The organism is Paeniglutamicibacter sp. (assembly GCF_046714615.1).
Lineage (GTDB): Bacteria > Actinomycetota > Actinomycetes > Actinomycetales > Micrococcaceae > Paeniglutamicibacter.
The window spans coordinates 1-6184 of record NZ_JBKKAP010000070.1; the positions used below are offsets into that span (position 1 = coordinate 1).

General features: G+C 62.3%; 5 protein-coding genes. 4 read left to right on the plus strand and 1 reads right to left on the minus strand.

The genetic code is table 11. The annotated features are described in order from the left end of the window. Window positions 1-340 precede the first annotated feature (340 nt). Genes ACLQ7E_RS07545 through ACLQ7E_RS07560 form a run of 4 tightly spaced genes read left to right on the plus strand, consistent with a single transcriptional unit; the run spans window position 341 to window position 4487 of the window. Entirely contained in the window at window positions 341-1672 is a 1332-nt protein-coding gene (locus tag ACLQ7E_RS07545; RefSeq protein ID WP_411731957.1) for a branched-chain amino acid ABC transporter permease, read from the plus strand. Window positions 1673-1687: 15 nt separating this feature from the next. After that, a complete protein-coding gene (locus tag ACLQ7E_RS07550) occupies window positions 1688-2668 on the plus strand; it encodes a branched-chain amino acid ABC transporter permease (protein ID WP_411731958.1) in 981 nt (326 codons plus the stop codon). After that, window positions 2665-3708 (plus strand): ABC transporter ATP-binding protein, encoded by a 1044-nt coding sequence (locus ACLQ7E_RS07555; protein ID WP_411731959.1) that lies wholly within the window; start codon window positions 2665-2667, stop codon window positions 3706-3708. Before ACLQ7E_RS07550 ends, ACLQ7E_RS07555 begins: the two co-directional genes overlap by 4 nt. After that, the gene (locus ACLQ7E_RS07560; RefSeq protein WP_411731960.1) at window positions 3705-4487 is read left to right on the plus strand and encodes an ABC transporter ATP-binding protein; all 783 of its coding nucleotides are present in this window, start codon (window positions 3705-3707) and stop codon (window positions 4485-4487) included. Before ACLQ7E_RS07555 ends, ACLQ7E_RS07560 begins: the two co-directional genes overlap by 4 nt. A 94-nt stretch (window positions 4488-4581) precedes the next feature. Here the strand turns inward: ACLQ7E_RS07560 and ACLQ7E_RS07565 are convergent, their stop codons facing one another. Then, a complete protein-coding gene (locus tag ACLQ7E_RS07565; protein WP_411731961.1) occupies window positions 4582-5856 on the minus strand; it encodes an ABC transporter substrate-binding protein in 1275 nt (424 codons plus the stop codon). Between the last annotated feature and the right edge of the window lie 328 nt (window positions 5857-6184).

A 6184-nucleotide genomic window follows, 5' to 3' on the forward strand; every position in this document is an offset into this window, starting at 1 on the left:
GGTAGTTCTTGGAATTGAAGACCGGGTTTCCGCCCAGGGCCATGGTGTTTCTCCTCGGTAGGGTTGTTAGTAAATAGCCTACGTTGGTAGAACGCTCGATGCAGACCAATAAATCCCCAAATCACTATCTATTTGCCACTTGGCGGGTGGTTCGTGGTTTTGCCGCGGAAGCTGACGCGCCGCCTTAACCGGACCGTTACCGAATCCAGCAATCATCCACGGCCAAGGCGTATGACTTCACCCTCCATGGCACTAGGATAAACACACGTGAGTGACATGAGTCACACATCTGCCCGGCGCTTGTGGCCGCAGGGCTGAAAGCGACGAGAGGGCTCGCACCGTGCTACGTCAAACCAACGCAGCATCGATCCGCTTGGTGGGGGTCGTCGGATTCATCGCCTTGTTTATCGGCTTGGCCCTCGGGTCGGCGGCGCCCGCGCTGGCGCAGCACGCGATATCACCGGCCGGGCAAATCCAGGTCCCGATGCAGAAGCAGGAATTGACCATCCGCGGAACCCTGCGCGATGGATCGGATCCAATCGCTGGCGTGCGGATTTCCGCCAGCGCTCCCAACGGATTCAGTGCAGAGGCCACGACCGACGAAAACGGCCGGTGGGTCATCGTGGTTCCCGGGAAGGGAACCTATGAGGTCATGTTGGATGTCACCACCTTGCCGGCGGACAAGCCGCTGAGCGAAGGGGAGGAAAATCCGCGCATCGTGGAGTTCGGCACCTCGTCAAACATGGGTGTCATTTTCAAGGTTGGCGAGAACACGGCAGCGGTCGGCCCGAGCTTCGGTTCCGTCCTGGCCGAGCGGGCCGTGGCCGGTCTGAGCTTCGGATTGCTCCTGGCCCTGACCGCGGTCGGACTCTCGCTGGTCTTTGGCACGACGGGCCTGACCAACTTTGCCCACGGAGAAATGGTGACCTTTGGTGCGGTGGCCGCCTTTGGGCTCTCGGCCTGGGGATTCCCGCTCTGGGCGGCCCTCGTCGTTGCGGTCCTGCTCGGCGGAGGCCTGGGTTGGCTACAGGATTGGGGCCTATGGAAACCGCTGCGGCACCGCGGTTCGGCCCTGGTGCCGATGATGATTGTCTCCATCGGCCTGGCCCTTGCCATGCGCTACGTCATTCTGTTCTTCTTTGGCGGCACCACCGAACAACTGCCGTCCGCCCAAAGCCCGATCCTGGACGTCCTTGGCGTTTCGATCTCCCGCAACACGCTGGTGTCCTTGGTGGTCTCCTTGGCTGTCATCGTCGTGGTGGCATTGCTGCTCCTGAAGACCCGGTTCGGCAAGGCAACCCGCGCCGTGGCCGACAACCCGGCCTTGGCCGCCGCCTCCGGAATCGACGTGGATAACGTGATTCGAATCGTGTGGGTTGTCGGGAGCATGCTTGCTGCCCTGGGCGGGATCCTGTGGGCGTACTACAGGCCCGGTGTCGCCTTCAACATGGGCCAGCAGATCCTTCTGATGATCTTCGCAGGGGTGACCCTTGGAGGCCTCGGCACCGTGTTCGGGGCGCTCGTCGGATCGGTATTGGTTGGACTCATGGTTGAGATTTCGACGATCTGGTTGGAGGCCGACCTGAAATACGTGGGGGCCCTGGCGGTCATGATCCTCGTGCTGTTGTTCAAGCCGCAGGGGCTCCTGGGGCGCCGCGAGCGTGTGGGCTAGGGAAAGGAACGAATCATGGACTTCGCCGCAATCTTCACCAATGCGTTGACGGAAATCGTCAGTCCCATCACCGCGTCCTACGCGCTGGCCGCCCTTGGATTGGCCGTGCATTTTGGCTACGCGGGGTTGTTGAACTTCGGCCAGGCCGGCTTCATGGCCGTCGGGGCCTATGGTTTCTCGATTTCAACGCTCAGTTTCGGCGCTCCCCTGCCCGTGGCAGTGCTGACGGCGCTCGTGTCCTCCGTCCTGTTCGCGCTGGTCCTGGGCATACCCACGCTGCGTCTGCGTGCCGATTATCTGGCCATCGTCACGATTGCCGCGGCCGAGATCGTGCGCTACATCGTCACCACGAATTCCCTGACCAGTGTCACCGGATCCGCCAACGGCCTCGCAACGTTCGAGCGCGGCTTCTACGCGTTGAACCCGTTCCCGCCCGGCGACTACCCGATTGGCCCGTTGAACTTCAACGACCGGAGCCTGTGGGTGACCCTCGTCGCTTGGTGCATCGTGTTGCTCTGCGCCGCGATCGTGTGGGCGCTCATGCGCAGCCCGTGGGGCCGGGTGCTCAAGGGAATCCGAGAGGACGAAAACGCCGTGCTCTCGCTGGGCAAAAACGTTTTCGTGTACAAGATGCAGGCACTGATCATTGGTGGCCTTTTTGGCTCGCTTGCCGGCATAGTTTTCACGCTGCCCACCGGGGCGGTCCAACCGGCAAACTATGGTTCCGAATTGACGTTTTTCCTGTGGACCGTGTTGCTGCTGGGCGGCATGGCCACGGTCTTCGGGTCTGTGCTTGGCGCCATGATCTTCTGGGTCGTCCTCTCACTGACCCAAGGCATCCTGCTCGGCCTCATCGAGTCCGGATACATCACCTTCCTCTCGAGCGCCCAGGCCGGCCAATTGCGCTACATCCTGGTGGGTGTGGCCCTCATGCTGCTGATGATTTTCCGTCCGCAGGGAATCCTGGGCAACAAGAAGGAGCTTGCTTTCTCATGAGTGACCCGCAAGGAATCCCGCCACGGGCGGCCCCGGACCAAGAACCGGGCACCTCTCCGTTCAGCGACACCGGACCCATCCTGGCGGGTCGGGCCGAGCCCGGTTGCAAGAAGATCGACCCCATCATCGTCGCCGACGGCGTGCGCCGAACATACGGCGCGCTCAAGGCAGTGGATGTGGACCACGTTGAAATCCCCAGACACAAGATCACGGCCCTGATTGGTCCCAACGGCGCGGGCAAGACGACCTTCTTCAACCTGCTGACGGGTTTCGACACCCCCGATTCCGGGTCGTGGACCTTTGACGGACATAGCCTTGCCGGGGTCCGATCCCACCGGGTGGCCCGCATGGGCATGGTCCGCACCTTTCAGCTCACCAAGGTCATGGGCAAGCTCACCGTCATTGAGAACATGCGCCTCGGTGGCGACAGACAGCCCGGCGAGGCCCTGTTGCGGGCCATGTTTCCGTGGCTGTGGCGGGCACGCGAGGCCGAGCTCACCCGCGCCGCCGATGCCCTGCTGACCATGTTCAAGTTGGCCGAAAAACGCGAAGACTATGCGGCATCGCTCTCCGGCGGCCAGCGCAAGCTCCTGGAAATGGCCAGGGCCCTGATGGCGGAACCGAAACTCATCATGCTTGACGAGCCCATGGCCGGGGTCAACCCGGCCCTGACCCAATCGCTTCTCGACCACATCAAGAACCTCAAGTCCACCGGAACGACGGTTTTGTTCGTGGAACACGACATGCACATGGTGCGGCACATCGCCGACTGGGTCATCGTGATGGCCGAGGGCCGGGTGGTGGCCGAGGGGCCGCCCCATGACGTCATGCAGGACCAGGCCGTGATCGACGCGTATCTTGGGGCCCACCACGATGTCGACCTGGGCTCCCCCGAAGGCGCTGCCAGGCTGGAAGACGTCTTGAGCGAGGATTCCGAATCCGTTGTCGGTACTGCCGATGCCGGAGATCTCCTGACGGTGCACGAGGAACCGGACACCCAGGATCCGGACACCGAGGAACCAAAGGGGAGGCAATCATGAGCGTCGAGCCGGAGGCGGCCGTTGTCAGTGTCACCAACCTGGTCGCCGGTTACTTGCCAGGGGTCAATATCCTCAATGGGTGCAATTTGGAAGCGCGTCAGGGTGAACTCATCGGGATCATCGGGCCAAACGGGGCGGGCAAGTCAACGCTTCTCAAGGCTATGTTCGGGCTGGTGAAGGTCCATTCGGGGCGCGTGGTCGTGCACGGTGCGGACCTGACCGGGCTGAAGGCCAACAAACTGGTGTCCCGGGGACTGGGGTTCGTGCCGCAGAACAACAACGTGTTCCCGGCGCTGAGCATCCAGGAAAACCTGGAAATGGGCATTTTTCAGCGGCCCAAGGATTTTGCGGTACGGTTCGATTTTGTCACCTCGCTCTTTCCGGAGCTTGGCAAACGCCGAACCCAACGTGCGGGGTCCCTCTCCGGCGGCGAGCGGCAAATGGTTGCCATGGGTCGGGCGTTGATGATGGAACCGGCCGTGCTGCTGCTCGACGAGCCATCTGCGGGCCTTTCCCCGGTGCGTCAGGACGAAACATTTCTGAGGGTGCACGAGATCAACCGCGCCGGGGTTTGCGTCATCATGGTGGAGCAAAATGCCCGGCGGTGCCTGCAGATCTGCGACCGCGCATACGTCCTTGACCAGGGACGGAACGCACACACGGGAACCGGGCGCGAACTGCTCAAAGACCCGAAGGTCATCCAGCTCTATCTGGGGAACCTTGCCGAAACCGTGGAGCGTGAGGAATCCGACCGGGACACGCCGCCCGCACCGGCATAGTGCTTTTCCCCCCAAGGGATGCCTGGCACGGCAGAGGCCGGGACCTATATCGGTCCCGGCCTCTGCCGTGCGTCGCGAGGTGGTCGGGGTCCGCTTAGACTGTCCCTGCCTCTTCTCGCAGCGGCTTGGGAACGTTGTTTTCGTCGTACTGGTAGACACCCATGATGCCCTCCGTGATGTCACCGTTTTCGTCGTAGGTCACCGGTCCGGCGATGCCGTCGTAGTCGATGTCCTTGCCCTCGTCGAGCAGCTTCTTGCACGAGGGGAAATCGGAGCACTTCTCGCCGTCTCGCGAGACCCCCTGCAGCTGGGCGGCAATGGCCGCTCCGTCGTTCGACTTGGCAACGGTGGAGGCCAGCGCGATCAAGGTGGTGGCGTCGTAGGACTCGGCCGCGTAGTTCCAGTCCTTGAGCGAATCATTGACCGCCTCCAGGCGATCCTTGAAATCGGTCTTGGCGAAGGAACCCGGCTGGGTTCCCATGGCCCCTTCGAGGGTCCCCTTGTCGAAGTCCTCCGAGTAATCCAGGATGTTGCCGTCCACGAAGTACACGGTGGAGGGATCAACGCCCTTCTGGATCAACAGCGGAATGATGGAGCGCGCCTGGTCGAAACTGAGAACGGCGATGGCGTCGGGATTGGCACCCACGACCTCGTCGATCTGGGAGGAAAATTGCGAATCCCCCTCGTTGAACATCGATTCGACGACAATCTCGCCGTTGGCCGCCTCGACCGCCATCCGGATGTTCTTGGCCAGCCCGGTGCCGTAGGCATCGTTGAGCACGATCATGCCCACCGTCGCCGCACCCTGGCCGACCATGACGTTGCCGAGGATCCTGCCCTGCATGACATCGGAGGGAGCAGTGCGCCAGTACAAGCCCTTGTCGTCCCAGGTGCTGAATTCCGGAGCCGTGTTGGCAGGGGACATCATGAGTGTCCCCGAACCGGTGATCTGGTTGATGACGGTCTTGGTGACACCGGAGGAAGCAGCGCCGATGATCGCCGACACGTCCTGTCCAAGCATTTCGTTGCTGGACTGCGTGGCGATATTGGTGGTCGTGTCGCCCGAGTCGCGGTTCATGACCGTGACGTCCTCGCCGTTCACGCCGCCGGCGTCGTTGATTTCCTTGACCGCCAGGTCGACCCCGGCGGTCATGGGCGGACCAAAGAAGGAAAGGTTGCCGGTGTTCGGCAGCAACGTTCCCAGCTTGAGCGGTCCCTCTGCCGCCGGTGCAGACCCCGTGGCCGTTGGTGAGCCGCTGGGCGATTCGCCGCCCCCGCCGGCGCAGGCGGTGGCGGTCAAGGCCAGCGCGGCCCCGACGGCCAGAAATCGGCTTCCTCGAGTAAAACGCGATCGTGCAAGTGCGATCATGCTGATTCTCCTCAAAAGTTTGCCCGCAAGGCAGCGGCCCGATGGGCGGCCAAGGCACCTCGGCTATTAAGGAACGTAGCCCAAAATTCACGAGAATATAAGGAGCAAGTGGTTACATGAAGATAACGGCGTCGCCGGATTCGTAACCTCCGCCCGTTCATCTTCGTGGGGTTGGGGAGCCCGGTGCCCCTGCCCGGATTCCTAGGTCGTCGCGGCCGGTCAGCCCCGGGTTTAAGCGCCAATGGGTGTTGGGGGCCGTTTGGTGCCGCACACCCCTTGGGGCCAATTATTGTACCCCCAGTGGGGCACGGACCCACAAACCATTAGG

Coding starts and splice junctions, on each gene's coding strand:
- ACLQ7E_RS07550 (WP_411731958.1), top strand. CDS start 1,688: ATGGACTTCGCCGCAATCTTCACCAATGCGTTGACGGAAATCGTCAGT.
- ACLQ7E_RS07555 (WP_411731959.1), top strand. CDS start 2,665: ATGAGTGACCCGCAAGGAATCCCGCCACGGGCGGCCCCGGACCAAGAA.
- ACLQ7E_RS07560 (WP_411731960.1), top strand. CDS start 3,705: ATGAGCGTCGAGCCGGAGGCGGCCGTTGTCAGTGTCACCAACCTGGTC.
- ACLQ7E_RS07565 (WP_411731961.1), bottom strand. CDS start 5,856: ATGATCGCACTTGCACGATCGCGTTTTACTCGAGGAAGCCGATTTCTG.